Here is a 25377-nt window from a genome sequence, read left to right as displayed (position 1 = left end):
TTTGATTTAATTGTTCAGTTGAAGCCACTTGAGTGGCTTCTTTAACTATGTAACGTTGAGCTTTCTTTTTCTTCTGACAACTAACCGCTGCCAATAAATACACTTACTGTAACGACAAGAAGCGTTCACGCTGAATCATTAGTTGATCAATTCGGGCGTCGTAACGTGCTTGTTTTAGGCTGCCGAGCTCTGCGATTTGACTAGCCTGCGTATAGTACTGAATCGCTTTGTTCCAGTTGGCTTGCAGTGCCAAGATCTCTGCACGAGCAGCCAGTTCTTCGTCGCTATTACCCAGGCTTGTATTTACTTTTGAAAGTAGGTGCCAACCATTGGTGTCGTTCGGGTTATCGTGCGTGTAACGTTGCAACACGCGAACGGCTTTCTGTAGGTCTTCATTTTCAATCAGCGCATTGGCGTAGTTAATGGTTAGAACCGGGTTGTTTGGTTGGCGAACCAGCGCTGATTCGAGTTCTTTAATCGCAATCTCAGGCTTTTTCTGTTCAATGTGCAGGTCTGAGATCGCATCTAAATAGAATAGATTGGTTGGATCGCTGTTGATGAGCTTGGTCAGAATCGGCTCAGCTTTGTCTAATTTTTTAGAATCTAGGTAAACCAGTGCTTGGCCATACTCTAATGATGGAACCAAGGCTTTAGGTGCTTTCTTCAGCTTACGTTCAAACCAATCTAGAGCAGCATCATTATTAATGCCCGCATAGCGCGCGACAATGCGGGCTCTTGCTAGATGGTAATCCAGTGATGGAGCCAGTTTAAGTGGCGGATAGCTGCGAGCGCGAGCGCGAGAATCGGTGATTCGATCTTCTGGTAATGGGTGAGTCAGCAGCATTGGGGGGGGGGTGCTTGCATAGCGGTATTCATCAGCCAAACGACCGAAGAAACGCGGCATCGCATTCACATCGAACCCTGCTTTCGCCAGTGTGTTGATACCAAAGCGGTCAGCTTCTTTTTCATTACTACGGGTGTAGTTGATCTGGCTCTGCATGTTACCAGCGGTTGTGGCAGTTAGAGCTGCGATACCTGCTTCAGGTGCTGCAATGGCCAATAATACAGAGGCTGCTAGCGCTGCGATGGTTGCTGGAGAACGGCGAGCTTGATCTTCCATACTACGCGCTAAGTGACGTTGGGTAACGTGCGCGATTTCGTGCGCTAATACTGAAGCCAACTCACTTTCAGATTGTGCATGCAGGAACAGACCTGAGTGCAAAGCAACATAACCACCAAAGAATGCAAAGGCGTTGATGTTACGGTCACGGATCATAAAGAACTGAAAAGGGGTCTTTACATCATTCGCGTTCGCGACAAGGCGATGGCCGAGCGTATCGATATATTGGTTTAGAACAGGGTCGTTGACGATGGGCTGGCTGCTTCTGATGATGCGCATGTAGGCATCACCATAGATAAGTTCTTGGTCGATAGTGAGGGTGCCGCCAGCAGCGGTGCCGATATCCGGTAGCTCCAAACCATTGGTATTTGCCAAAGTTGGGGTGCTTAATGTGGCTGCGATGCATAAGCAAGCAATTGAACGAGCGCGTTTAAACATATTAGTCAGTAATACTCCGTTTCTTCTGACAGTAAGACAAGAGCAATGCAAATTGGTTCTTTATCTGATTTAACCTTTACTAAGTGCGTGCGCTATCATTAAGGAAGATGAATGAATGATGGCGCGTTTTCAAAAACAGATTACAATACGACCCTTATAATAAGCATCGAGCCCAAGAATGACACCTAATATTCTAGATTTACGCCAAGAGCGATGTCCAATGGCTTTATTATTAGCCAAGCGTCACAGTGTAAAGTTAGAAGTAGGACAGTCATTGTCAATTTATGTCTCTGATAACAGCTCGATGAAAGATATTGTTACTTTTTTGTCTAAGCAAGCCTATGACGTCATCGCTGAGGTTTGCTCTAATTACCATCATATCCTCGTCACTAAAAAGGAATTGCAGTCAGATGCTTGAAATGGTCAATCGTTGGTATAAACGACGTTTCTCTGATCCCCATGCTGTCAGTTTGGTTGCCATCATTCTATTCGGCTTTATTACGATCTACTTTTTTGGTCACCTTATTGCGCCACTCTTGGTTGCAATTGTGTTGGCTTACTTACTTGAGTGGCCGGTTACCCAACTTCAAAGACTCGGTGTTCCAAGAACCCCTTCAGTGATGTTGGTGATCTTAATGTTCTTTAGCGTGATGCTATTGGCGATATTTGGTTTGGTACCGACCATTTGGGAGCAAGTGGGTAATCTCATCAATGATATTCCAAGCATGTATGGCGGCTTACAGAAGTTCATCGCGACGATTCCTGAGCGCTATCCTGAGTTAGCAAACTTGCAGATCGTTGAATCGATTGTGTCTAACGCGAAAAATAAAGCATTGGGCTTTGGTGAAAGTGTTGTTAAAGGTTCTTTAGCTTCTCTTGTGAGCTTGGCTACGCTTGCGGTTTACTTGATTCTTGTGCCGCTGCTTATCTTCTTCTTACTAAAAGATAAAGAAGAGATGATCAGCATGGCGAGTGGCGTGCTACCGAAAAATCGTCGTCTAGCGACCAAGGTTTGGGTTGAGATGAACCAACAAATCTCGAACTACATTCGCGGCAAGGTGCTTGAGATCTTGATCGTCGGTGGTGTCAGCTATGTGACCTTTGCGATTCTAGATTTGCGTTATTCAGCTCTGTTGGCTGTCGCGGTCGGCTTCTCGGTACTGATTCCTTATATCGGTGCGGCAGCTGTGACCGTTCCAGTTGCGATTGTTGGCCTGTTCCAGTGGGGATTAGAGCCTCAATTTTACTGGCTGCTTCTTGCTTACGGTATTATCCAAGCACTAGATGGCAACGTGCTCGTTCCTGTTCTGTTCTCTGAAGCCGTGAACCTACACCCAGTAGCGATTATTGTAGCGGTATTGGTGTTTGGCGGATTGTGGGGATTCTGGGGCGTGTTCTTCGCTATCCCGCTTGCTACGCTGGTAAAAGCGGTTTGGAATGCTTTACCGAGTCATGCTCTCGACGATGACCCTGAGCATCAATCGTAATTGAAGAACAATACAGTTGAGTAAGTATTAAAAAGGCCGAATATCCATGATATTCGGCCTTTTTGTATTTGGCTTAGTCAATTGTTAACTTAGATCATCTAGGTATGAAATTAGGTCATTAATTCACTAGAAACAACATTAAGCTTCTGGATTGAAGTAGTCTAGAACCACTTCGTGGTGAGTTTTAGTCTTGAACTTGTTGAAGACGTGTTCAATCTGGCCTTCTTCATCAATTAGGAAGCTAATACGGTGCAGACCGTCGTACACTTTACCCATGAATTTCTTCTCGCCCCAAACGCCAAACTGTTCAGCAACGCTGTGGTCTTCATCAGATAGCAGTGTGAAGTTTAGAGATTTCTTCTCGACGAAATTTGGTAGGCGTTTTACTGGATCAACACTCACACCTAGAACAACCACATTTAGGTCATCAAGTTGTGCTTTGATATCACGCAGGCCTTCAGCTTGCACAATACAACCTGGAGTCATTGCTTTTGGGTAAAAATAGAACAGGACTTTTTTACCTTTGAAGTCACCAAGAGATACGATATTGCCATCTTGATCAGGAAGAGAAAAAGCAGGTGCTGGAACACCAGCCGTTAGCGTATTCATGATATTTCCTTTTTAAAAACTGTTTTTGATAAAGTTGAGCGAGCCTTGTACGGATAGGCTCTGACACAGCGCGTCAAATTCTTCTTGTAGCTGCATCAAATTACATTCTGATTGCACAGAAGCGGTAATAGAGATATGGAATTGGTCGTTATCGAGCTGAACTTTAGATTTATTGATGGTTCGCGCACTTAACGAATCGAGGCCGATGTTACGGTCTGCGAAGAACTGGGTAAACTGCTCGGTAAGGCCGATTTTATCGTCTGACTCAACGAACACCTCTACGGTGTAAGAGTTCTCAATAACATCATGAGTTGAGGTTCGCTTCATAATCGTAATCAAGTCGTGCTCTTGTCCAAGCAAGGGCAGGGTGGTTTCAACGCGGGTGATGTTGTTTGCCTTTCCAGACAGCAGCATGATAAGCGTAAATTCTTCGCCAAATAGAGCGATACGGCTATCAATAATGTTACAGCCTGATTGGGTGACTAAATGAACCACTTGGTTGCATACACCTGGGCGATCTGTGCCCACAGCTGTGATTACTAGATGTTGAGTCATAAAATCACGTCTCTTTATATTCCATTGATTCATGCATGTTAGCACAGTTAGCTTGTGGAATAAGCGTGCGTACGGGGCTTTTTATGAGGCACCTTGCTTCTAACATGCAACCAATGATAAGAATATTGAGAGCGTTAAAAATGAGATTGAGCGGTGAGAGCACAGCTTACTTGTTACTGACATCCAGTGCTGTGCTATCCGCTAGATTGAGCGCAGGTTACCCAAATTCTCGGTAGAACGCCGTTAGAAGTCGTTTTACCTCAAACATACGACAATATTTAATGCAGATGTTGCCGGTAAGCCACTTTAATGTCTTGTGTTTATTGATTGGCTTACAGTAACATGCAAAAAGAATAAATTAAGGGAGATAGACATGTTTTCAGGAAGTATCGTTGCGCTAGTTACGCCATTTAATACAGATGGTGAAGTGGATTTCGACAGCCTTAAAAAGTTAGTTGAGCACCATGTTGCTGCAGGTAGTGATGGTCTGGTTGCGGTTGGCACAACAGGTGAGTCTTCAACACTCACTATTGAAGAGCATGTCAAAGTCGTCAATAAGATCGTTGAATTTGCTGATGGTCGTATTCCCGTTATCGCTGGTACAGGTGCAAATGCAACTCACGAATCTGTTCTATTCAGCCGTTTGCTGAATGGTTCTGGTATTGCTGGTTGCCTGAGCGTAACGCCTTACTACAACAAACCGACTCAAGAAGGTTTGTACCAACACTACAAAGCGATTGCTGAAGTCAGTGACGTTCCACAAATCCTATACAATGTACCGGGTCGTACTGCTGTAGACTTGTTACCTGAAACGGTTGCTCGCCTTGCTGAGATCGAAAACATCGTTGCACTTAAAGATGCGACGGGTGATCTCGACAGAATTGCAATTCACCGTGAACTTTGTGGCGAAGACTTTATCTTACTAAGTGGTGATGACTTAACAGGTCTAGAATTTGTTAAGCGTGGTGGCGATGGCGTGATCTCTGTAACAAACAATGTTGCAGCCGCTGATATGGCAACCATGTTCAAGTTAGCGAAAGAAGGCAAGTTTGAAGAAGCAGAAGCGATCAATGAGCGTTTGATGCCTCTACATAAGAATTTGTTCGTTGAGTCCAACCCTATTCCCGTAAAATGGGCGGTTCATAAAATGGGTCTGATTGCTGAAGGTGGCTTACGTCTACCGTTGACTGAATTGTCAAAGCCAGCTCAACCCGTTGTTGCTCAAGCAATGACTGAAGCGTGCATTTACTAAAAACGTATGAAGTGATGCCGAAGCGAACCTTCGGCATTTAGGAGTATAAATGAAGTATTCTCACCAGCTAGTGATTGGATCACTGGCTGTTTTCGTTCTTACAGCATGTTCTGGCAGCCCGACTCAACGTCGCCAAGCCAAAGATGATTTCGAATACTTAGAAACACCTGAGTTTTCACAATGGCAGCTGCCTGAAGATGCTCAACCTCAGTTCTATCCAAATTTTGACATCCCAAGCGGTGAGTTCAGTGGTGGTACAGGCCGTGAAGTGGATATTCGTCCGCCGCAACAGGTTCTTGAGCTGATCCCTGGTGCTCGAGCTGAACGTCAGAATGGTGAAGTGACACTATGGCTTCTTCGTGCTGAAGAAGCAGACCGCGTGTGGCAAACGGCTGTAGATATGCTGGCACAACGTGGCATTGGTATTCGTGAACAGTCAGAAAACGATATTGAGACCGATTGGGTTACTTGGGTTTCTGAAGATGAAGAAGTAGAGATCGGCAGTCGCTACTCTATCTCTCGTTTCCAAGCGAACAACCGCCATGGCTTCAAGATTAACCTGATTGATTGGCGTGAAGGCTCTGAAGAGAAGCCGGTATCGGCAACCAATAAGGAGCGTTACAACGCGTTCTTAACGAACCTCGTGATGGCTAAGTACGATGAGAACCTTCGTGCTGAAGCGGCGTTGAAAGCACAAGAGTTGGTTAAACGCATTCCAATCTCAATGGGTGCTGACCGCAGTGGCTTCCCTGTGATCATTGCTCGTACTCCATACAATGTATTGTGGCAGCGTTTGCCTACCTTGCTACCGACGATGGGCTTTGAGCTTGAAGAGCGTAACCAGTCTCAAGGTACTGTAAAAGCTAAGTATGCTGCACCAGATGATGAATTCTGGGAAACAATTGGCCTACAACCCATTGATTTGGCTCCAGGCACTTACACCTTCTTGTTTGGTGATCTTGGTAACCGTACGTCAATTAACGTAACGGATGCATCAGGTAAACCAGTAGAAGAAGCGTTACTTAAGTCTATGGTACCGGTATTAGCACATGTTGCTGACCAAACCAAAGATGACAAAGAAGCTGATGCAGAGTAAGTAAACTGATGAGCATAGCTGAAAAACCACAGAGTTAGTCATATCAGCCCTGTGGTTAGCTAAAGCCAATAAAAAAGAGGACACATTGTGTCCTCTTTTTTGTATTCGTTGATTAGTCGTCAGCGGATTATTAGCAAATTAGATTGGCTCCTTAGAGCTACAAAATTAAGCGTCTTTGTTGTCCGTAGACTCATCTTTTTGAGCTTTCTCTTGGTTCTGTTTATCCAATTGATTGAGCTTGTCTAAGTCTTTCTCTGTTTTGTTACGACCAGTCAGATCCATATTGGCGGTCTGTTTGAGCGCAGCAATATTACCCACCACAACGCTAACCACGATGATGATGATAACCCAAGGGTTTGTAAGCCACTCCAACATAAGCGCTCCTAATGACTGATATTCGCCACGAAGCGCGCATAGATCTCGTCTAGCTGCTCCATAATAATCTCATACCCTAATATTGGCTTAGATTGGAGTTGCTTGCCAAGTAAAGAGGGAGATAACTGTGATAAACACAACTCCGATACTTTTCGATGGCTGATATGCCAAGGTTCTATCGCCACACCGCCGAGGTCTTGACTGTACGGAAAGAAGAACCCAAATTGAGATGCATTGGCATAAAGCCATTGGTAAAATGCTTGCTGGTGGCCAGTAAGGTATTCCCATGGTTCCAGTTGCAGCTGTGTGCCTTCAGGCAAGTGATTACGAGCAAAGACATCAAAGTCACAACCCCAATGGTGACGACTCGCCCCAGGCAGTGCAGACCACCTCAGTATCGCTGACAACTTTTGCTGTTCACTGAGTCTTGAAGCATCAAGTGGTTGGCTTTCTGAGTCTAATATTGGTGCTTCACCAGAAAACTTACGGTTCCAAATCAGAGATTGCCTTTCATAGTCGCGAAAGCCACTGGCAATCTCCATTTTAAAGCCAGCGAGTTGAGCAGCTTCAATCAAACTGTTTAGGTCATCTTTGACAGTACTGTGAACCAAGAATGTCTTGGTGCCAATCAGGTTAGGTTCCAGATGAGAATCTGATTGCCCGGTAAGCTGCTCTGGTGTCATAACGCGTCTCTCAATAATTAGAAGCTATCAATCGCTGATGAAAGAACTATTTAGCGAACAGGTTCACTAATGTTCTCTCATACATGTCGGTTAGCTTCTCTAAGTCAGCCACTTTCACGCATTCGTTAACCTTGTGAATGGTGGCATTAACCGGACCTAGCTCTACGACTTGCCCTTTCATGCGCGCAATAAAGCGCCCGTCAGATGTACCACCTGTAGTCAGTAGTGCTGGTTTTACGTCATTAACGTGGCCAACGGCATCAACAATAGCATCAAGCAGTGAGCCTGCGTCTGTTAAGAACGGGTCGCCATTGAATGTCCATTTCAAATCGTATTCGAAATCGTATTTGTCGAGTGTATTTGTGATTCTCTCAACGATGATGTCGTTGTTTAACTCTGTGCTAAAACGAAGGTTAAACTGAACATTAAACTCACCAGGAATCACGTTTGATGCGCCTGTGCCCGCACTTACATTTGGGATCTGGAAGCTTGTTGGTGGGAAGTAGTCATTACCTTTATCCCACTCGGTAGTAGCCAGTTCATTGATCGCAAGCAGAGAGCTGTGTACTGGGTTGTTCGCTAGGTGAGGGTACGCAACATGACCTTGTGTGCCTTTAACTGTTAGATCACCAGTGATAGAACCACGACGGCCGTTTTTCACGACATCACCAACGTACTCAGTACTTGATGGTTCACCAACGATACACATATCGATGTTCTCGCCACGAGCCATCAGTGCTTCAACAACACGTACCGTACCGTTGATGAAAGGACCTTCTTCATCTGACGTGATAAGGAAGCCGATTGAGCCGCTGTGGTCCGGGTGTTTAGCAATGAACTGCTCGACAGCAACAATCATTGAAGCCAAAGAACCTTTCATATCTGCCGCGCCGCGACCGTGCAGGAAACCGTCTACGATAGTCGGTTCGAATGGTTTAGTGTTCCACTGGTCAATTGGGCCTGCAGGTACAACATCAGTGTGGCCAGCAAAGGCAAACAGAGGCGCCTCTGTACCACGGCGAGCCCAAAAGTTTGTAGTATCTTCAAATACCATCACTTCGATTTCAAAGCCGAGTGCTTTTAAGCGTTCAATCATCAGGTCTTGGCAACCTGCATCTTCAGGGGTTACCGATTGACGGCTAATGAGGTCTTTTGCCAGAGCCAAAGTTGGGCTATCTGTCATCCTTGAATTCCTTGTTTAAATAAAACGTCTAGTCATTAATTTTTAGGACGCTGATTCCGAGAACAACGTCCAGTTGTCTGTCTATGTAAATAATACGCTCTAAGCAAAAATAGCGGCGTATTGGTCGGCTTTAAATCCGATATGAAGCTTGCCGTCTACTTTTAGTATCGGTCGCTTAATCATTGCTGGTTGCTTAACAAGCAGAGTCACGGCTTTGTCTTCCGTTAATGTATCTTTCTGTTCTTGTGAAAGTTGGCGATAAGTTGTACCACGTTTGTTCAATACAAGTTCCCAGCCAAGTTCTGAACAGAAGGTCGTAACCAACTCTTCAGTGATGCCTTGTTTGCGATAATCGTGAAATTCGAACTTGATCCCTTCAGCTTCGAGCCATTTCTTTGCTTTTTTAATGGTGTCGCAGTTCGGAATGCCAAACATAGTGATAGTCATTGTTCTTCCTTTGGGTGATTTTATTTCGTTGTTATGAGTTGAATCCTATCAGGAAGCTGCAATTCAGACAAAATAGAGTGAGGAATATTTCATAGAGTGAAAAAAAACAGTAAGAAAATGTCACTATTGGAGACTTATTGATCAACCTCAACATGTTGTCAGCGAAAAAAGAAATAATTGAGTTGCACATATATAGGAGGTGTCAATGGAGTTGAGTCCTGTTTTTGCAAGGCGGCTATATTTAGCATTGTTAGTGGAAAGCCTTGATAGGCCAAATGTGCCTAAACTCATCGAAAAAACGGGTTGGCCTCGTCGTACTATTCAAGATGTACTCAAGGCGTTACCGGGGATCGGTATCGAACTTATGTTTGTTCAAGATGGGCGACGTCATAATGATGGCTATTACCAGTTATCCGACTGGGGTCCATTTGACAGTCAATGGGTTATCCAACGTAAAGGCGATATAGCAACAAGCCTTGGATTTAGTGCATAAGCCAGCGAAAGCTGGCTTTCTTTTTTGCAGTAGAAGTAGAAGTAGAAATCGAAGTGGTAGCATCTTGCTCATTTGAGCACCGAGCTACCTAATTATGTTTCTCCCTAATTACACAGATAGGCAGTGCCCAACATAGTCACGGAAGTGGAAAAGTCTTGGGGGAGTGTAAATATCACGGTATCTGCACCTAGCTCAATCGTATTTGACTTGAGCTCATTCATGGCGCCCTGAATCAAGGTGTCGTTTGGGTAAAACAGGTAACTATACCAATGGCCCTCGCTGCCAGTGACTTCCCCTTTATACTCGCACTGCGCAATATTGATAAGGCCGTGGAAATCCATTTGCACGTTGTCAGCTTCGCTATGAGGCATTGATGTCGGTGTCGTGCAACCAAGTAGCACGCTACTCATAGCCAAAGCGATTAATTCCTTTTTCATACGCTTATCCTGTTATTTCATCAAATAAATCGCGAAGCCTATCCAGCTTGCGAACAATAACAACCACGGCAATTTACTGGCGTGATTTGATGTTGTTTCTTTGTTCGATTCGACATTCTGTTCTTGGTCTTGGTTCGCTTGCAGAGTCTGCTTCTCTTTCTGTACGCGTTTTTTAGCTTTATCGGCTTGACGGCCACGTTCTTTCTGCTGCTTTTTATAGAGTGCGATGCCTTTCTCGATACCTTGAGCAATCAACTTGGTTTGTTCTTTGGTTTGAGCTGGCTTTTGTGTCGCTTTGGCTATCTTCAGTGCTTCTTGTTGTGATTCAACAGATGGTGTATTAGTTTTCTTTTTCATACTGAGTTCGATAATTAAAACGGATTAACCAATAAGATAACGCAAACCTAGTTAAGTATGAATGATTTGCGTTAAAGTGTTGGTTTGAAAATAAGTGAAAGTGAGATTTGTGCGGTACTCCATAGAACAATACGACAAGCACGGCTTTTTAAAAGCCCCAATCCTATTATGGTTAGGTTGGCTATTTCTGGCGAAAGCTTTGGTCGTTTTCATTGTTGCAGGTGCAAGCCGAGAGTCGGGCACTGATATCCTCGAAATCATCTATCCAGATCATCAAATGTTTTATGTTGGGATTGCATTGAGTATTCCGATCTTGTTACTCATGTGGTTGTTTGGACTCAGAACACCAGAGAGAAAGCGCCTCAATAAAGTCGTATCTTGGGGGCGTTGGGTCACCATGGTGGCTATCTTGGCACAGGGGTCTCATACCATTTATTTAATCTATCTGGATAATGGATGGTTCCGTTGGTCAAATGGCATCACCCTGTTATTGCTCCTATGGTTAGCGCTTTTTCTAACCAATAGTCATGCCGCTAGGGATTGCTTTAAAGTGGTTGAGCTCGAAGACTGATTCTCATCAAAACATTTGTCCCATTCACAATTATACTTAGAAGCTAAAACTGGAAGGAATAATCTATGCTTAATGTCTCAAATGAGCAGCCTAACGTTCAAAGTGCTATCTTGCCAGAAGCAGGGCCTTTCGCTCTTTACGTTCAACTAAAAGTGAATGCTAACGCTGCTAACGTATTAGCGGAAATTCAAAAGATTCCTGCGCTAATCGAAGAGCTCAACCAAACTCAACCAGATGCGAACTTAACGGCGTCAGTTGCGTTCTCAAAGGCTTTTTGGGATAAGTTCGAGCAAGCTGCTCCGTCTGACCTCATTGATTTCCCTGCGCTTGGGAAAGGTGATGTCACTGCACCGAGCACATTGTCTGATGTTCTTATTCACTGTCATTCAAATCGACACGATCTGCACTTTTTCATCCTACGTAAATTGCTATCTGAAGTAGCTGCGGACGTTGAAGTAGTTGATGAAACCTACGGTTACCGCTTCCTAGATTCACGTGACATGACCGACTTCGTTGATGGCACTGAAAACCCGAAAGACGTACAGCGCGCTGAAGTAGCGATTGTGCCTGAAGGTGAATTTGCGGGTGGTAGCTATGTGATGGTGCAACGTTTTGTGCATAACCTGCCTGCTTGGAATCGATTGAATGTATCGGCACAAGAGAAAGTCGTTGGTCGTACTAAGCCCGATTCAATTGAGTTAGACGATGTTCCTGCGGCTTCTCACGTTGGTCGTGTGGATATTAAAGAAGAAGGCAAGGGCCTTAAAATTGTTCGTCACAGCCTACCTTACGGCACAGCGACAGGCGATCACGGCTTATTGTTCATTGCTTACTGTAATGTTCGTCATAACTTTGATGCGATGCTAGAGAGCATGTACGGCGTAACAGATGGTAAAACAGACCAACTGCTGCGTTTTACTAAAGCGGTGACAGGCGCTTACTACTTTTCACCGTCGACTGACATGTTGAGTGCATTAACGGTTAAGTAAATCGTCTCAAAATAGAATAAACAAAGGGAGCCTCAGGCTCCTTTTTTATTAAAGCTTTAGATGAATTGGTCGATACAAGAGCAATCGTGAGTTTTATTCATCTTTTTGTAAGTGAAGGTCTATGGCTATAACTGTTAATACAAATGTCTCAGCGCTGGTGGCTCAGAGGAATCTGTCGAATGCCAACAACATGCTGAACCAATCTTTGGAGCGCTTAGCTTCAGGGAGTCGTATTAATAGTGCAAAAGACGATGCGGCTGGCTTACAAATTTCGAATCGATTAGAAGCGCAGATGAGCGGCATTGATGTCGCGGTTCGAAACGCTAACGATGGCATCTCCATTATGCAGACTGCAGAAGGAGCGATGAATGAAACCACCAATATCATGCAACGCATGCGAGATTTGTCGCTGCAGGCGAGTAATGGTTCGAATAGCCAGTCTGAAAGGACAGCGATTCAAGAAGAAGTGACAGCTCTAAATGATGAGTTGAATCGAATTGCTGAAACGACTTCATTTGGCGGTAAAAAACTTCTTAACGGTAGTTTTGGTAGTTCGTCATTTCAAATCGGTGGCAGTTCTGGTGAAGCGGTGCAGATAGGTTTGAAAAACATGCGCACCGATGACATCAATATGGGTGGTTTTAGCTATGTCGCCAATGGCATGGCAAGTGACTCGTGGGCAGTCAAATCCAACCAGAATGATATGACGATGTCGTTTACCGACCGTTTTGGTCAGCCACAAGAGATCACCATCAAGGCGAAAGCGGGCGATGATATCGAAGAGTTGGCGACCTATATTAATGGTCAAACAGATCAGGTCTCGGCTTCAGTTAATGATGAAGGGCAGCTTCAGATCTACATGTCTGGCGAAGACACGGCTGGTACTGTTTCTTTTTCAGGTTCGTTAGCCAGTGAGCTTTCGATGTCGGCGGGTTATTACGAATCAGTCGATGACATCAATGTGACCGATGTGGGTGGCGCGCAGCGTGCTGTCTCTATTTTGGATACAGCGATGAAGTACGTGGATAGTCATCGCTCCGAACTCGGCGCAATGCAAAACCGCTTTGATCATGCGATTAATAATCTCGAAAATGTTCATGAGAACTTGGCGACATCCAACAGCCGAATCAAAGATACCGATTACGCCAAAGAGACCACTCAAATGCTCAAGCAGCAAATATTGCAGCAAGTGAGCACCACAATACTGGCTCAAGCAAAGCAAGCGCCGAATCTTTCTTTAACCTTGCTCGGTTAATAAATTACCTCAAATCTTATAAAGGTAGTTCAGCTTAACTAAAGCCCTTTGGTTAATAAAAATACAACTTCTCGCTCGACTGACATCTCGACAACTTTAGCGCTTTTCTCATCTTTTTTTGATAATTTTACGGCCAGTCACGCTTTCTTCTTCTTTATCGCTATTTCTTTAATTTTGTTGTTTTTTTCCTAAAGGTTTCAGCATTCACGCCGTTATTAATAGTAACTTAGAGATAACTACTTGGTTTTCCGAGACGTCGGAAACCGCTATACCGGAAAATCAATTGGAGAAGTCACCATGGCAGTGAATGTAAATACCAACGTTTCAGCGATGACAGCACAACGTTACCTAAACAACGCAAACAGCGCACAACAAACATCAATGGAGCGTCTAGCTTCAGGCTCTAAAATCAACAGCGCGAAAGATGACGCTGCGGGCCTACAAATCTCGAACCGTTTGAACGTTCAGAGTCGTGGTCTTGATGTTGCTGTTCGTAACGCGAACGACGGTATCTCTATTGCACAAACTGCTGAAGGTGCAATGAACGAGACAACAAACATCCTGCAACGTATGCGTGATTTGTCTCTACAATCTTCAAACGGCTCAAACTCAAAATCTGAGCGTGTAGCGATTCAAGAAGAAGTAACAGCTCTGAACGACGAACTGAACCGTATCGCGGAAACCACGTCTTTTGGTGGCAACAAGCTGCTTAACGGTACTCACGGTACTAAATCATTCCAAATCGGTGCGGATAACGGTGAAGCGGTAATGCTTCAACTGAAAGACATGCGCTCTGATAACGCTCAGATGGGTGGTAAAAGCTACCAAACTGAGAACGCGAAAGATAAAGACTGGAACGTTCAAGCTGGCGCAAACGACCTAAAAATGTCGTTCACTGATAACTTCGGCCAAGCACAAGAAATCGATGTGTCTGCGAAAGCGGGCGACGACATCGAAGAGCTAGCAACGTACATCAACGGTCAACAAGACTCTGTTAAAGCGTCTGTAACTGAAGACGGTAAGCTACAAATGTTTACTGGTAACAATAAAGTTGAAGGCGAAGTGGCATTCTCTGGCAGCCTTGCTGGCGAACTAGGTATGCAACCTAGCAAAGACGTAACGGTTGATACTATCGACGTAACATCAGTTGGCGGCGCACAAGAGTCTGTAGCAGTTATCGATGCGGCACTTAAGTATGTAGATAGCCACCGTGCTGAGCTAGGTGCTTTCCAAAACCGTTTCGACCATGCTATCAGCAACTTAGACAACATTAACGAAAACGTTAATGCATCTAAGAGCCGTATTAAAGATACCGATTTCGCGAAAGAAACGACTCAGATGACTAAGTCTCAGATCCTTTCTCAAGCTTCAAGCTCGATTCTTGCTCAAGCGAAGCAAGCGCCGAACTCGGCACTTAGCCTACTAGGTTAATCGATTGAAAGGCCACGTTGCCAAGTTGGTTATAAGCGCTGTTGATCATTAGTGCTGTTGATCATAAACGTTAACGTTAGGCTTCCACAAATTAGCTCGTGGTGAGAGATGAGCGCTAAACAGACCCAGCTTCGGCTGGGTTTTTTATTGCCTGTTATTTAGCTAAGATATATTTGGAAAAGTGCTGTGCGGATAAACAGAAGCAAAAGTGAGATTCCCTATCACGCTCGTTCCTCACTGTAGGGAGTGACGACTATAGGGCGGTATTGATCCATTGTTTACCTGAATCGAAGTCTTTAGTCGTATCTCAGAATCGAGTAGAACGAGATATCAGAGATCTCTGTTTGTTAAAATTCACAAGTGTAATTTGATGTATAGGCGAAATGCCTTGAATAGCGCTTAACAACGTTTAGTAAAAAACTAGGTCGGATAGCAGGAGATAAACGGTCAGTGTAGTTTTCATTGGTTGAGGGAGCTAGGAGAAGGGTTTCGGTGTGATAGTCAGTAATGCCTATCTGAGGTATTGAACAAATATAGCAGGCACAAAAAACGCCACCCTTAGGTAGCGTTTTAATTAAAGCAGATAAGTAATCGAAATTACTTAGTTACTTTAAGAACTGGAGTTTCGCCAACAGTTACAGAACCAGAAAGCTTGTTCAGCTCCTTGATTTCGTCCATGTTAGAGATAACAACTGGAGTAAGCGTAGATTTCGCTTTCTCTTCTAGAAGCGCTAGGTCGAAAGTGATGATAGTGTCACCAGCTTTAACAGATTGACCTTCTTCAGCTACACGAGTGAAGCCTTCGCCTTTAAGTTCAACAGTATCGATACCGAAGTGAACGAAAAGCTCAACACCGTCGTCAGACTCAATAGAGAATGCGTGGTTAGTTTCGAAGATCTTACCGATAGTACCGTTAACTGGAGCTACCATTTTATCGCCAGCTGGTTTGATAGCGATGCCGTCACCAACGATTTTTTCAGCGAAAACTACATCTGGCACGTCTTCGATGTTTACGATTTCACCAGAAAGAGGTGCGATGATTTCGATTGCACCAGCATCAGCGCTGTCATCAGATACAAGCTTTTTCAGTTTGTCAAACAGACCCATTGTGTCATGCTCCTAACGTTTAGTTTTATTCTGTAGAATATACTATACCAATCTAACAAATTAGACGACTATTTTTAGCCGTCTAACTTTATTAAGCTCTTGGTGATTACTGAGTTTTCTCAGCGATGAATTTTTCTACGCAAGCTTCAATTTCTGCAGCTGTAGGTAGAGATAGCGCTTCGTCAGCCATAGCTTTAACTTCTGCGAAGTTAGAGTTACGGATTACTTTCTTAACTTTAGGGATAGAGATACCGCTCATAGAGAACTCATCTAGACCCATACCAAGAAGAAGTAGAGTTGCACGCTCATCGCCTGCTAGCTCGCCACACATACCTGTCCACTTGCCTTCTTTATGAGAAGCATCGATTACTTGCTTGATTACAAGAAGAACCGCTGGAGATAGTGGGTTGTAAAGGTGAGAAATCATCTCGTTACCACGGTCAACTGCAAGAGTGTATTGCGTTAGATCGTTAGTACCGATAGAGAAGAAAGCCACTTCTTTAGCAAGGTGGTGTGCGATTGCAGCAGCTGCTGGAGTCTCAACCATTACGCCAATTTCGATGTCTTCATCGAAAGCATGACCTTCAGCGCGAAGTTCAACTTTGTACTCTTCGATTGCTTTCTTCAGTTCACGGATCTCTTCAATAGAAATGATCATTGGGAACATGATACGTAGCTTACCGTGTGCAGATGCACGAAGAATGCCGCGTAGTTGGTCACGTAAGATTTCACGACGATCCAAGCTGATACGCACTGCACGCCAGCCTAGGAACGGGTTCATCTCTTGTGGTAGATCCATGTATGGTAGATCTTTATCGCCACCGATATCCATAGTACGGATAATCACTGACTCACCGTGCATTGCTTCAGCTACTTCTTTGTAAGCAACGTATTGCTCTTCTTCAGTAGGAAGTGCAGTACGGTCCATGAATAGGAATTCAGTACGGTACAGACCAACACCTTCGCCACCGTTGCGCAGGATACCGTCACAGTCTTTAACTGTACCGATGTTGCCGCAAACTTCTACCTGATGGTTATCAAGCGTGATAGCTGGTAGGTCTTTAAGTTTTGCTAGCTCAGCCGCTTCTGCTTCAAAATCAGATTTGATTTTCTTAGCTTCTGCTAATTCAGCGTCAGAAGGGTTGATGATGATCTTATTGTTCATCGCGTCTAGCACAAGCATGTCGCCGTTCTTAACTTGCTTAGTGATATCGTTAGTACCAACGATAGCTGGAAGCTCAAGTGAACGTGCCATGATTGAAGTATGAGATGTACGACCGCCGATGTCACAAGCGAAACCAAGAACGTAGTCTAGGTTGATTTGTGCAGTTTCAGATGGCGTTAGGTCGTAAGCAACTAGGATAACTTGTTCATTGATATCTGCTAGAGACACAATGTTAATGCCTAGTGCATTTTTAACGAAGCGAGTGCCGATATCACGGATATCAGTCGCACGTTCTTTTAGGTACTCATCATCAAGTGACTCAAGTGCAACAGCTTGCTCTTCGATCACTGTGTAGATCGCGTTGTCTGCGTGCATTTTGTCTTTCTTGATGAGTGCTAAAATCTCTTCTTCTAGCTCTTCATCTTCAAGCAGCATGATATGGCCTTCAAAGATTGCTTCTTTTTCTTCGCCAAAAGTTTCAAGTGCTTTTTGCTTTACAACTTCAAGTTGTTGAGAAGATTTGTTACGAGCGTCAAAAAAACGCTGAACTTCTGCTTCAACTTGATCGTCTGAGATAGATTGAGTGTTTAGGACAATTTCATCTTCTTGAAGTAGTAGTGCTTTACCGAAAGCAATACCAGGAGATGCTAGGATGCCTGAAATCATAGCCTTACCTTAGTTGTTCAACTGTAAACGGGAGAATGTGTGACTTTAAGTCGTCGACTAAATGTCGCGCTTATCGCTATCTATTTCGAACAAAGCCACTTTGCTGTGCAAAATGGCTTTGAAAGAAGGAGACCGTATTAGTGTAGTTGATCCATAAGAGCAACTAGGTGGTCTACTGCTTGCTGAGCTTGAGGGCCTTCAGCAGAAATAGTAACGTTAGTACCTTTTACTAGGCCTAAAGTTTGTAGTTTGAACAGGCTTTTAGCGCTAGCGCTTTTGCCGTTAGAAGTCACTGTGATGTCAGCATCGAAAGATTTTGCTTCTTTAACGAACTGTGCAGCTGGACGTGTGTGAAGGCCGTTTTCTGCTGTGATTTCTACTTGCTTCTCGTACATTTGATATACCCCAATTAATTTATTTTTTGTAAGTTTGTAACCAGTTCAGCTTAACTGCTTTAACGTAAGTTCGCTAGAGGCTAGTACGCTATGTTCGTGTTAGAACTTAGACTGGTTATAAATTTTTATCCAGCCATGGTCGTCTTTTGTTGAGTACTCATGACTTTCAGAATTTGTTTATTGCTTCTTTTATTTTGAAGCGAAAAATAAAACAGACCCGATATTACCAAAGGTGGGGCAGGGATCAACAAAAAAGCCCCTAAACGGGGCTTTTTTGGACGAAAAATTGATTTGACCACATATTATTGTTGGTTCTCTTTCTCCGTAAAGATGCCTGCAAATAGGGCTGTACTTAGGTAACGTTCGCCAGAGCTTGGCAGTACGGTAACAATAGTTTTTCCTGCAAATTCAGGTAGTTCCGCGATTCTGTTCGCCGCTACTACTGCTGCGCCAGATGAGATGCCCGCTAGAATACCTTCCTCTTTCATCAGGCGTTGAGCCATCTCAATCGCTTCTTCAGAAGTTACTGGCTCTACACGGTCGATAAGGTCTAAATCTAGGTTTCCAGGGATAAAGCCTGCACCAATACCTTGGATTTTGTGCGGAGCTGGTTTGATTTCTTCGCCAGCAAGCGCTTGTGCAATCACTGGAGACTCTGCTGGTTCAACCGCTACAGAAGTGATCGCTTTACCTTTCTCGCCTTTAATGTAACGGCTTGTACCAGTAAGCGTACCACCGGTACCTACGCCAGCGACAAATACATCGATTTCGCCATCTGTTGCTTCCCAAATTTCAGGGCCAGTTGTCTTCTCGTGAATTTGTGGGTTCGCTGGGTTGTTGAATTGCTGAAGTAGCAAGTACTTTTCTGGGTCTGAAGCGACAATTTCTTCTGCTTTAGCTATCGCGCCGTTCATACCTTTTGGTGCTTCAGTCAGTACTAAGTTTGCACCTAGTGCTTTAAGCAACTTACGACGCTCTAGGCTCATTGACTCCGGCATAGTTAGCGTTAGCTTGTAACCGCGAGCGGCTGCTACGAATGCAAGAGCAACACCTGTATTACCACTGGTAGGTTCAACAAGTTCAATACCTGGTTTTAAAGTTCCTGCTTTCTCCGCTTCCCAGATCATGTTTGAACCGATACGACACTTAACGCTGAAGCTTGGGTTACGAGCTTCTATCTTAGCTAGAACATTGCCTTTGCTTACTTTGTTAAGGCGGACTAGCGGTGTGTTACCAATCGTTAGGGTGTTGTCTTCGTAGATCTTGCTCATGCGATATTCCTTCATTTAATGACAGAACTAAACGTAGTATATCAATCACTTTACCGTCTAGTGTCTTTCGATGTTTGTTCAGCTTGAATTTAGATTAAACAACTTGAAAAAAAGGTAAAAGGATTAAAAAGTTATATCATATAGATATGTAGGAGAGTTCACGCCTATCTTTACTGGTCATTGAATTTTCAAAAGATAGGCGCGGAAAGGTAAGTGGGGTCGTTTATCGACGAGAGTTTAATGCTTGTTCTTTGAATTCAACAACCCACATGGCTGTGGCACCACAAACCGCAACAGGCACTACGATCAGGTTTAAAATTGGAATTGTCGTAAACACAGAAACAAGCGCACCGAAGCTGTAGGTCTTACCTTGTTTTTGTTTCAAAATGTTTCTCATATCATCGAATTTGATTTTATGGTTATCAAATGGGTAATCAGCGTACTGGATAGCGAGCATCCATGCGGTGAAGATGAACCATAAAAACGGTGCAACGGTTTGTCCGAGTGCTGGAATTAACAAAAGTAGGAATAAACCGATCGCTTTTGGCAGAACGTAGACAAGTTTGCGCCATTCTCTCGCTAATATACGTGGCGTATCTTTGAGGACATCAAGTAAACCATCGTCATTGACTTTTTTGCCACTAAGCAGCTCTTCTACCTTTTCTGCGAGTAATCCATTGAACGGCGCAGCAATGAAGTTAGCGAGCGTGCTAAAGAAATACGAAAACGTGGCCAAGACGGTTATGACAAGTAGCGGCCATAAAATGTATGACAACCACGACAAGAAGCTTGGCAATGCACCAATCCATCCTTCAATCCAAGTGTTGAGATTGGAAAAGATATAAAACAAAGCACCACCAACGAGTAACACGTTAGCGATGAGTGGAAGTAAAACAAACTTACGAATGCTCGGCGACAAAGCGATTTTTATTCCGAAAATAAAATAGCCAAAGCCTGAGCGGGGAACAGATTCAATAGTCATATTAAAATTAGGTCACATGTGAATTTGGTTAAATAGCAAACATCCCTAGTGTACTAGACCGAAATTAAGAAAAAAAGCGTGGTGAAAATCACACCATGTAAGGAACTAATTGTATTAAGTTGTTCTAAAACAGTGGCTACTTTTGATAGAGTAGTGAGATTAGCCAAATTAACCCAACTTAGTGACAGCGTGTTTATAGCTAGTCGACTAAGAAAGCTGAGAGCGAAAAATGCAGGAATTGCGATTTGTACTCATTATTGTTGGCGCATTAGCTATCGCCGCATTATTGTTCCATGGTCTATGGACGAGTAAAAAAGAAGGGAAAGCAAAGTTTGGAGATAAGCCGCTTGGTAAGCTTGATAACGACAGCTTAGATGAAGCAGAAACGATCCCAAACCGTTCATTCGCCCCAGAAGATGATTTTGAGATAATCCGAAAAGAGCGTAAAGAGCCGGATTTTGCAGTCTCACCATCTGAGACTGATCCGCTGATTGACTCAGATCCACTTACTGCGCCACAAACGAAAGAAGTTATCGAAGACGACATCGAATTGAATGATCTTCCTTCCTTCAGTGTTAAAGAAGAACCAATTCAGATCGAGAGTGAACCTGAAGACATACAAGAGGCCACTGAACCAGAGGTTCCAAGCTTTGAATTGACTGACGAGCAAAAAGAAAGTCATGCTGGTTTTCAAGAGCAGTACGGTTCGTTTGAAGAAGCTTCTGATTCGGTTACCGAACCACTCGTTCCTAGTGGATCATTGACGCCAAGTGAACCGCTTGTTTCGAAAGAGGTCGTTGCTCCACAAAGCGCCGCGCCTGTTGAAGAAGCTAAGCCAGATGAAGAACTTGGCTTAGAAGTGATTGTTCTTAATGTTCACTGTGCTGGAGAAATCCCATTCGTAGGGACTGAACTTTTCCGTAGTATGGAGAATAACGGCCTAACTTATGGTGAGATGTCTATCTACCATTGTTTTGCACAATCTAGCGATGAGCCAAAAGTTATTTTCAGTGTTGCGAACATGATGCAGCCGGGAACTCTAGAACATGATGATCCTGCTGACTTTACAACGAAAGGTATTTCGTTCTTTATGACGCTGCCTTGTTACGGTCAAGCTGATCAGAACTTTAATGTAATGCTGAGTGCAGCTCAGAAAATTGCTGATGATATGGGCGGAAACGTTTTGGACGAGTCACGTAACTTAATGACGCCCAATCGTTTGTCAGACTACCGCAAGCAAATCAGAGACTTTATGACCGCTACGAATGCCTAGCCGTATTGTTTAGCCTTGTAAATAATCTATATTTATAGAAAAGGGCTCCTAAGGGAGCCCTTTTTGATATTTCAATCACGACAGAGAATGATATGAAAGAATCGATTCAAGTTACCTTAGAGCAGTTAAGAGAAACTCTGCACTATCATGCCGTTCGTTATTATGTAGAAGATAGCCCTGAGATCCCTGATGTCGAGTACGATCGATTGATGCAACAGTTGCTAAAGATCGAGGAAGAGAATCCAGAGCTTGTGACGGTGGATTCTCCGAGCCAACGTGTCGGTGGTCAGCCTCTCGATGGCTTCACTCAAGTGACTCATGAGATCCCGATGCTTTCTCTGGACAATGCATTCTCTGATGAAGATTTGGATGCGTTTAATAAGCGTATGTCTGATAGAGCGCCAATGGCCAATCTTAAGACTTTCTGTTGTGAGCCTAAGCTTGATGGCTTAGCGGTAAGCCTACTCTATGTAAATGGCACCTTAGTTCAAGCTGCAACGCGTGGTGATGGCGCTACTGGCGAAAACATCACAGAAAACGTACGAACGATCAGCTCGATTCCGCTTAAGTTGCAAGGCGAAGGTTGGCCAGAACGCATTGAGGTTCGTGGTGAAGTGTTTATGCCTAAAGCAGGCTTCGATAAACTGAATGAGATGGCTTTGAAGAAGGGCGACAAAGTTTTTGTTAACCCACGCAACGCCGCTGCAGGTAGCCTGCGTCAACTTGACTCTCGCATTACAGCGAAACGTCCACTGGCTTTCTACGCATACAGTGTCGGTGTTGTGCAAGGTGCTGAGCTGTCAAATAGTCACTACCAACGCTTCTTGCAGCTTAAAGGTTGGGGCTTACCTATGTGTCCCGAGACTAAGCAACTGAGCTCTCTTGAAGACGTGAAAGCCTATTACCAAGATATTATGACTCGTCGTGATGCGTTGGCTTACGAGATTGATGGGGTGGTGATTAAGGTTGATGACATTGCCGCACAAGTCACTCTAGGCTTTGTTGCACGAGCACCTCGTTGGGCTATTGCATACAAATTTCCCGCTCAAGAAGAGATTACATTACTTAACGATGTTGAGTTTCAGGTGGGACGTACAGGCGCAATTACGCCGGTGGCTAAATTAGAACCTATCTTTGTTGGTGGTGTGACGGTAAGTAATGCCACGTTGCACAACGCTGATGAGATTGCTCGTTTAGGTGTGAAGGTCGGAGATAGCGTAATCATTCGTCGTGCTGGTGATGTTATTCCACAGATTGTAGCTGTTGTGCAAGATCGCCGCCCTGATAGCGCTAGAGACATTGTATTCCCTGATGCTTGCCCAGTATGTAACTCTGCAGTAGAGCGCGTTGAGGGAGAGGCTGTAGCGCGTTGTACTGGTGGCTTAGTCTGTCAGGCACAGCGTAAAGAAGCGCTTAAGCACTTTGTGTCTAGAAAGGCGCTGGATGTTGATGGTCTTGGCGTAAAAGTGATCGAGCAGCTTGTAGACCGTGAAATGGTAGAAACTCCAGCCGATCTATTTAAGTTAAGCGCTGGCGTTATTACGGTTCTTGACCGTATGGGGCCTAAATCGGCACAGAATGTAGTGAGTGCGCTTAATAAAGCCAAAGACACGACATTAGCGCGTTTCCTTTATTCTCTAGGGATTCGCGAAGTGGGTGAAGCGACGGCTATGAACTTAGCTCAGCACTTTAAGACGTTGGAGTTGGTTCAAGCTGCCACTCATGAACAGTTGGTTGAAGTGTCAGATATTGGTGACATCGTAGCAAGTCACCTCACGAGCTTCTTCTCGCAGGAGAAAAACAGAGCCGTAGTCGAGCAGTTGCTAGAGCTTGGTGTTAACTGGCCTGCAATCGAAGCTGTTGCAGATGACCAAGAGCTACCGTTAGAAGGTAAAGTGGTTGTGTTGACGGGTTCATTGTCGCAATTAGGTCGTAGTGAAGCGAAAGCCGCTTTGCAGGCTTTAGGTGCAAAAGTGACAGGCAGTGTTTCTAAGAAAACCGACATATTATTCGCTGGTGAAGCCGCAGGTTCTAAACTGACTAAAGCACAAGATTTAGGTATCGAAATAAGAACAGAAGAAGATCTAATTGCACTTATTTCGTAAGTAAATACAGATAAAAAAAGCTCAAAGGCACTCCTTTCAAGGGAGTGCCTTTTTTGTTTCTGATATAAAAATGACTGCTTTTTAATCGTTGAGAATTTTGTTCCTATACGAACTCTAAAATCAGGACAGTGACGCTGGTCAACATTAATGAAATGCCGTTATAGTTGTATTGAAAATGCGAGTCACTTCTATTTTTTTAAGAGTGTATTCATTGTAAGTTATTGATATTAATTTATTTTATTGCTTTCGGTTATGATCTTTACAATTTATCGATCTGGATCACTAAGTACCTACTAAATTTGCACCAACTCATATTTTTTTAGATGAAAATTAAGTTCTCATTGATCTTTTTGAGGGCGAAGTTAGTCTTAATGCCATGGATGCACACGATGTGTATAACCAGAAAGGAAATAGAGAATTCGAGTTTAGGGTTCTCAAACAAGAAAAGGTATTTCTCTCTACGGCGGCCAACTTTAGGCGGGGAATATTCAAACAGCTATATCCATTTTTAGGAGTTTTATTCCATGGAAAACAAAATTTTCAAACGTACTCTACTAGGTGCAACGGTTGCACTTTTATCGACAGGCGTAATGGCGAAAGAAGTCGGTATCAACTCTGATTTCAACGTTGACGTATACGGTGTTGCAGCTATCTCTCTAGTTAACTACAACACGACTGATAACAATGACTCTAGCTCAGGTTACGCTGTAGAGAATGAATCTCGTATCGGCTTCCGTGCTCATAAAGAGATGTTTGATGACGTATTAATCACAATGCAGATTGAATCTGGTTACGTAGATAGCACAGATTGGTCTCATGGTGGTGTTTCAGGCGGTGTGCTTGGTTTCCGTGATACGTTCGTTGGCGCTTCGGGCTCTTGGGGTAACCTACGTGTGGGTCGTGTTCTTACGCCACTATACGAAATCGTTGATTGGCCATTCTCTAACCCTGGTCTAGGTTCTGTATTCGATTGGGGCGGCATCAATGGTCACTACGATCGTCAATCTAACCAAGTACGTTACGATTCAGCTAAATTTGGTGGTTTCTCTTTTGCAGCTTCTGTTGGTCGTGATGATAACGACAACGGTGGTGGTGCCGCGACTCGTGACGCAAACTTCGTTGGTGCAAGCGCTAAGTACAGCTTCGAAAAAGTGACATTCATGGGTGCTGTTGAATCGGGTACTCGTGTAGTCGCGGCTTCAGGTGGTGACTGGTCATTTGATGAAAATGGTAATGCAGAGCAAGCTCCGGAAGTTGCTGGCTACGATGATGATACGTTCGCATATATCGTTGGTTTCGAAGCAAGCTTACCTGCTGGCTTCGGTATCGCGGCAGCATTTAAAGGCGAAGAGCTAGACAACGGTATTCGCAAGCAAACACAAGATTCTTATTCTGTTATTGGTCAATACTGGAACGGTCCAATTGGTTTCAAACTGGGTTATGCAGCGAACCTAGAATCTGAACTTAACGGTAATAAAGAAGCTAACTCAGATAGCAACACTATCTCTGGTCAGCTAATGGCAGTTCACAACGGTTTCGTGCCTTACCTACGTGTAGCGGGTCGTACTGTTGGCGACGCTGATACAGATATCGTAACTCGCGTTGGTCTTGAGTACGGTTTCTAAGCTAAAGTTA

At 44.0% G+C, this 25377-nt stretch carries 26 protein-coding genes; 12 read left to right on the top strand and 14 right to left on the bottom strand.

The features are described from left to right. Positions 1 to 103: 103 nt before the first annotated feature. Positions 104 to 1558, bottom strand: a complete 1455-nt coding sequence (gene bepA, locus AC3CIA_RS11870) for a beta-barrel assembly-enhancing protease (protein WP_488518154.1) — start codon at positions 1556 to 1558, stop codon at positions 104 to 106. A gap of 178 nt (positions 1559 to 1736) precedes the next feature. Between bepA and AC3CIA_RS11865 the strand changes: the two genes are divergently transcribed. Together AC3CIA_RS11865 and AC3CIA_RS11860 are read left to right on the top strand one after the other, a co-directional pair. Beyond that, positions 1737 to 1976, top strand: coding sequence for a sulfurtransferase TusA family protein (locus tag AC3CIA_RS11865; RefSeq protein WP_017107216.1), 240 nt, complete (start codon positions 1737 to 1739; stop codon positions 1974 to 1976). Continuing rightward, entirely contained in the window at positions 1969 to 3045 is a 1077-nt protein-coding gene (locus AC3CIA_RS11860; protein ID WP_054547617.1) for an AI-2E family transporter, read from the top strand. The genes AC3CIA_RS11865 and AC3CIA_RS11860 overlap by 8 nt, the downstream gene beginning before the upstream one ends. A gap of 138 nt (positions 3046 to 3183) precedes the next feature. Here AC3CIA_RS11860 and bcp read toward each other — a convergent pair whose 3' ends face one another. Further along, positions 3184 to 3654, bottom strand: a complete 471-nt coding sequence (gene bcp / locus AC3CIA_RS11855) for a thioredoxin-dependent thiol peroxidase (protein ID WP_017079430.1) — start codon at positions 3652 to 3654, stop codon at positions 3184 to 3186. A gap of 12 nt (positions 3655 to 3666) precedes the next feature. Then, the gene (locus tag AC3CIA_RS11850; protein WP_017079431.1) at positions 3667 to 4209 is read right to left on the bottom strand and encodes a glycine cleavage system transcriptional repressor; all 543 of its coding nucleotides are present in this window, start codon (positions 4207 to 4209) and stop codon (positions 3667 to 3669) included. 373 nt (positions 4210 to 4582) lie between these two features. On the opposite strand from AC3CIA_RS11850, the gene dapA reads away from it, so the two are divergent. Beyond that, positions 4583 to 5461, top strand: coding sequence for a 4-hydroxy-tetrahydrodipicolinate synthase (gene dapA, locus AC3CIA_RS11845; protein ID WP_004734279.1), 879 nt, complete (start codon positions 4583 to 4585; stop codon positions 5459 to 5461). A gap of 49 nt (positions 5462 to 5510) precedes the next feature. Then, the gene (bamC, locus tag AC3CIA_RS11840; RefSeq protein WP_054547618.1) at positions 5511 to 6557 is read left to right on the top strand and encodes an outer membrane protein assembly factor BamC; all 1047 of its coding nucleotides are present in this window, start codon (positions 5511 to 5513) and stop codon (positions 6555 to 6557) included. A gap of 165 nt (positions 6558 to 6722) precedes the next feature. Here the strand turns inward: bamC and AC3CIA_RS11835 are convergent, their stop codons facing one another. The 4 genes from AC3CIA_RS11835 to AC3CIA_RS11820 form a co-directional block, all read right to left on the bottom strand. Beyond that, positions 6723 to 6932, bottom strand: a complete 210-nt coding sequence (locus tag AC3CIA_RS11835) for a DUF2897 family protein (protein ID WP_004734277.1) — start codon at positions 6930 to 6932, stop codon at positions 6723 to 6725. An 8-nt stretch (positions 6933 to 6940) separates the two neighbouring features. Next, a complete protein-coding gene (locus AC3CIA_RS11830; protein WP_488518153.1) occupies positions 6941 to 7615 on the bottom strand; it encodes a M15 family metallopeptidase in 675 nt (224 codons plus the stop codon). Positions 7616 to 7661: 46 nt separating this feature from the next. Further along, positions 7662 to 8798 carry a succinyl-diaminopimelate desuccinylase gene (dapE, locus tag AC3CIA_RS11825; RefSeq protein ID WP_054547621.1) on the bottom strand — a complete coding sequence of 379 codons (1137 nt, stop codon included), beginning with the start codon at positions 8796 to 8798 and terminating at the stop codon, positions 7662 to 7664. 99 nt (positions 8799 to 8897) lie between these two features. After that, on the bottom strand, positions 8898 to 9245 hold the full coding sequence (locus AC3CIA_RS11820) for an ArsC family reductase (protein ID WP_054547622.1): 348 nt from the start codon (positions 9243 to 9245) through the stop codon (positions 8898 to 8900). Between the two features lie 205 nt (positions 9246 to 9450). Here AC3CIA_RS11820 and AC3CIA_RS11815 point away from each other — a divergent pair, with 205 nt between their 5' ends. Then, positions 9451 to 9738, top strand: coding sequence for a winged helix-turn-helix domain-containing protein (locus AC3CIA_RS11815; RefSeq protein WP_004734273.1), 288 nt, complete (start codon positions 9451 to 9453; stop codon positions 9736 to 9738). Between the two features lie 104 nt (positions 9739 to 9842). Here AC3CIA_RS11815 and AC3CIA_RS11810 read toward each other — a convergent pair whose 3' ends face one another. Together AC3CIA_RS11810 and AC3CIA_RS11805 are read right to left on the bottom strand one after the other, a co-directional pair. Beyond that, the gene (locus AC3CIA_RS11810; protein WP_054547623.1) at positions 9843 to 10175 is read right to left on the bottom strand and encodes a DUF4156 domain-containing protein; all 333 of its coding nucleotides are present in this window, start codon (positions 10173 to 10175) and stop codon (positions 9843 to 9845) included. A 12-nt stretch (positions 10176 to 10187) separates the two neighbouring features. Further along, a complete protein-coding gene (locus AC3CIA_RS11805; protein WP_054547624.1) occupies positions 10188 to 10532 on the bottom strand; it encodes a DUF2956 domain-containing protein in 345 nt (114 codons plus the stop codon). A gap of 109 nt (positions 10533 to 10641) precedes the next feature. Here AC3CIA_RS11805 and AC3CIA_RS11800 point away from each other — a divergent pair, with 109 nt between their 5' ends. The 4 genes from AC3CIA_RS11800 (at position 10642) to AC3CIA_RS11785 (ending at position 14778) form a co-directional block, all read left to right on the top strand. Further along, positions 10642 to 11103, top strand: coding sequence for a DUF2919 domain-containing protein (locus AC3CIA_RS11800; RefSeq protein ID WP_065205012.1), 462 nt, complete (start codon positions 10642 to 10644; stop codon positions 11101 to 11103). Positions 11104 to 11168: 65 nt separating this feature from the next. Continuing rightward, on the top strand, positions 11169 to 12092 hold the full coding sequence (locus tag AC3CIA_RS11795) for a Dyp-type peroxidase (protein ID WP_171308057.1): 924 nt from the start codon (positions 11169 to 11171) through the stop codon (positions 12090 to 12092). Between the two features lie 121 nt (positions 12093 to 12213). Then, positions 12214 to 13347: a flagellin gene (locus AC3CIA_RS11790; RefSeq protein WP_488518152.1), complete on the top strand. Its 1134-nt coding sequence runs from the start codon at positions 12214 to 12216 to the stop codon at positions 13345 to 13347. A gap of 297 nt (positions 13348 to 13644) precedes the next feature. Continuing rightward, a complete protein-coding gene (locus AC3CIA_RS11785; protein ID WP_237297507.1) occupies positions 13645 to 14778 on the top strand; it encodes a flagellin in 1134 nt (377 codons plus the stop codon). Positions 14779 to 15375: 597 nt separating this feature from the next. Here the strand turns inward: AC3CIA_RS11785 and crr are convergent. The 5 genes from crr to cysZ all read right to left on the bottom strand — a co-directional run bounded on the left by crr (position 15376) and on the right by cysZ (position 20364). Then, the gene (gene crr / locus AC3CIA_RS11780; protein WP_004737851.1) at positions 15376 to 15885 is read right to left on the bottom strand and encodes a PTS glucose transporter subunit IIA; all 510 of its coding nucleotides are present in this window, start codon (positions 15883 to 15885) and stop codon (positions 15376 to 15378) included. A gap of 106 nt (positions 15886 to 15991) precedes the next feature. After that, positions 15992 to 17716 carry a phosphoenolpyruvate-protein phosphotransferase PtsI gene (gene ptsI, locus AC3CIA_RS11775; protein WP_017079443.1) on the bottom strand — a complete coding sequence of 575 codons (1725 nt, stop codon included), beginning with the start codon at positions 17714 to 17716 and terminating at the stop codon, positions 15992 to 15994. A 137-nt stretch (positions 17717 to 17853) separates the two neighbouring features. Beyond that, the gene (locus tag AC3CIA_RS11770; protein WP_004734263.1) at positions 17854 to 18111 is read right to left on the bottom strand and encodes an HPr family phosphocarrier protein; all 258 of its coding nucleotides are present in this window, start codon (positions 18109 to 18111) and stop codon (positions 17854 to 17856) included. Positions 18112 to 18413: 302 nt separating this feature from the next. Beyond that, a complete protein-coding gene (gene cysK, locus AC3CIA_RS11765) occupies positions 18414 to 19382 on the bottom strand; it encodes a cysteine synthase A (protein ID WP_017079444.1) in 969 nt (322 codons plus the stop codon). Positions 19383 to 19605: 223 nt separating this feature from the next. Beyond that, entirely contained in the window at positions 19606 to 20364 is a 759-nt protein-coding gene (gene cysZ, locus AC3CIA_RS11760) for a sulfate transporter CysZ (protein WP_488518151.1), read from the bottom strand. Positions 20365 to 20593: 229 nt separating this feature from the next. On the opposite strand from cysZ, the gene zipA reads away from it, so the two are divergent. From zipA to AC3CIA_RS11745, 3 genes are all read left to right on the top strand, one after another. Continuing rightward, the gene (gene zipA, locus AC3CIA_RS11755) at positions 20594 to 21637 is read left to right on the top strand and encodes a cell division protein ZipA (protein ID WP_428783325.1); all 1044 of its coding nucleotides are present in this window, start codon (positions 20594 to 20596) and stop codon (positions 21635 to 21637) included. A 92-nt stretch (positions 21638 to 21729) separates the two neighbouring features. Further along, entirely contained in the window at positions 21730 to 23742 is a 2013-nt protein-coding gene (gene ligA / locus AC3CIA_RS11750) for an NAD-dependent DNA ligase LigA (protein WP_065205006.1), read from the top strand. Between the two features lie 524 nt (positions 23743 to 24266). Continuing rightward, a complete protein-coding gene (locus AC3CIA_RS11745; RefSeq protein WP_108122502.1) occupies positions 24267 to 25367 on the top strand; it encodes a porin in 1101 nt (366 codons plus the stop codon). Positions 25368 to 25377: the final 10 nt, after the last annotated feature.

The sequence above is a fragment of the Vibrio sp. QJM3NY_27 genome (assembly GCF_057785955.1).
Note: the sequence above shows the minus strand (reverse complement) of the source record. Positions and strands in the feature narration are given on the sequence as shown.